The organism is Streptomyces sp. UH6 (genome assembly GCF_013421635.1).
GTDB lineage: Bacteria > Actinomycetota > Actinomycetes > Streptomycetales > Streptomycetaceae > Streptomyces > Streptomyces abyssomicinicus.
The window spans coordinates 1-2,026 of sequence record NZ_JACADT010001004.1 but is presented as its reverse complement, the minus strand read 5'-3'; the positions used below and the strand labels follow the sequence as shown (position 1 = coordinate 2,026).

Here is a 2,026-nt window from a genome sequence, read left to right as displayed (position 1 = left end):
TCGGGGCGCTTCGGCGCCACCGGACGCCTCCGGGGCTCCTGGGTGCCCGAGGGCCCCGGGGGGTCCGCCGGGGCTTTCCGGGCCTCTGGGGGCCTCTCCGGGGGTTCCGCGGGCCTCTCCGAGACTTCCTCAGGGTTTCCCCCAGGTGTCTCCCCGAGTTGCCCCGGGGTTTTCCCCGAACGAAATGCGACCGGGATCCATCCGGAGGATGATCGGTCGGGTAAGACGTTTCTGGCAGACTGACGTGCCATGGGTGAGGGACCGTGACCGCTTTGGAAGGCCGCCCGCGGCAGGCCGACTCCGGCACCGTCGCGGGCGCCGACGTACGACCGGGCAGGCTGCGTCGGCTGCGTACTCCGCGTCGGCCCCGGATCTGGTTCGAGATCCTGCTGATCGGCGCGAGTTACTGGACGTACTCCCTGATCCGCAACGCGGTGCCGGAGCAGCGGGCGGTGGCCCTGCGCAACGCCGACTGGCTGTGGGACGTGGAGAACCGGCTCGGCCTCGCCGTCGAGGAAACGGTCAACCACGCCGTCAACTCGGTCGAGTGGCTGATCGTCGGCATGAACTACTACTACGCGACTTTGCACTTCGTGGTCACGCTGGGCGTGCTGGTGTGGCTGTTCCGCAGCCGCCCCGCGCTCTACTCCGGTGCGCGCACGGTGCTGTTCGCGACGACGGCGGTCGCGCTGGTCGGCTACTACCTGTTCCCGCTGGCGCCACCACGGCTGATGAACGGGTCGGGCTTCGTCGACACGGTGCTGGTGCACGGGACATGGGGGTCGATGGCCTCCGGCGACCTGAAGCACATGTCGAACCAGTACGCGGCGATGCCGTCCATGCACATCGGCTGGTCGGTCTGGTCCGGCCTCACGATCTACGCGCTGGCGCGGGTGCCGTGGGTGCGGGTGCTGGCGCTGCTCTATCCGGTGGCGACGCTGGTGGTCATCGTCGCGACCGCGAACCACTTCTGGCTCGACGCGGTGGGTGGCCTGATCTGTCTCGCCTTCGGCTGGACCGTCGCCCGCCTCTGGTACGGCCCGGCGTCCGTCCCCGGCCCCTTCCGGCGCACTGCCGCCGCTCCACCCGCCCTGCCGCGGCCCTCGGGCGGACCGGCGCCCTCCGCGCCGCACGGACCGGCCGCGCCCGGGCCCGCCAGGGCCGGAGAGGAACCCTCGAGTGCCCGGTCCGAGGACGGGCCGGAGTCCTCCGTCCCCCGAGAGCCGGCCCTCCCCCGCAACCCACACCCCTGAGGGAGCCGCGCCCGACGGATGCCGCGGGCGCGGCCCTCCCACGGCGACGGGCCGGGACGTCACGTCACGTCACGTCACGTCACGTCACGTCACGTCACGACCCGTTGTCGTAGAACAGCCGCTCCACGACCGCCCGTGCCCGCCGCGTCGTACGCCGGTACGCGTCGATCATGTCCCCCGCCCGCCCGGGGCCGAACCCGAGGTAGCGGCCGACGGCCGCCAGTTCCCGCACGTCCGTGGGGAACGTGTCCCCGGCCCGCCCCCGCACCAGCATCACCGCGTTGCGGACCCGCGTCGCCAGGATCCACGCCTCGTCCAGCACCTGGGCGTCGTCCGCGGACATCAGTCCCGCGTCCCGTGCCGCCCGCAGCGCCTTGCGGGTGCGTGTGGTCCGCAGGGAGGGGACGTCCGCCGCGTGCCGCAGCTGCATCAGCTGGACCGTCCACTCCACGTCCGTGAGGCCGCCGCGCCCCAGCTTGGTGTGGAGCGTCGGGTCCGCGCCGCGCGGCAGCCGCTCGGACTCCATCCGGGCCTTGAGCCGCCGCACCTCCCGCACCGCGTCGTCGCCGAGCCCGCCCGCCGGGTACCGCAGGGGGTCGATCAGCTGGAGGAACCGCCGCCCCAGCTCCGCGTCGCCGGCGACCGGGTCCGCCCGCAGCAGCGCGTGCGACTCCCAGGCCAGCGACCACCGCCGGTAGTACGCCTCGTACGAGGCGAGCGTCCGCACCAGCGGCCCGGTGCGCCCCTCCGGCCGCAGGTCCGCGTCGACGATC

1 protein-coding gene and 1 pseudogene are annotated in these 2,026 nt (G+C 73.3%); one reads left to right on the top strand and one right to left on the bottom strand.

The window, feature by feature from the left end; genetic code table 11:
- Positions 1 to 263 precede the first annotated feature (263 nt).
- Positions 264 to 1,253 (top strand): phosphatase PAP2 family protein, encoded by a 990-nt coding sequence (locus tag HW445_RS28540; RefSeq protein WP_180223735.1) that lies wholly within the window; start codon positions 264 to 266, stop codon positions 1,251 to 1,253.
- Between the two features lie 94 nt (positions 1,254 to 1,347).
- On the opposite strand, the pseudogene HW445_RS28535 reads toward HW445_RS28540, so the two are convergent.
- Positions 1,348 to 2,026: pseudogene (locus HW445_RS28535) on the bottom strand (bifunctional glutamine-synthetase adenylyltransferase/deadenyltransferase); the annotation flags it as partial.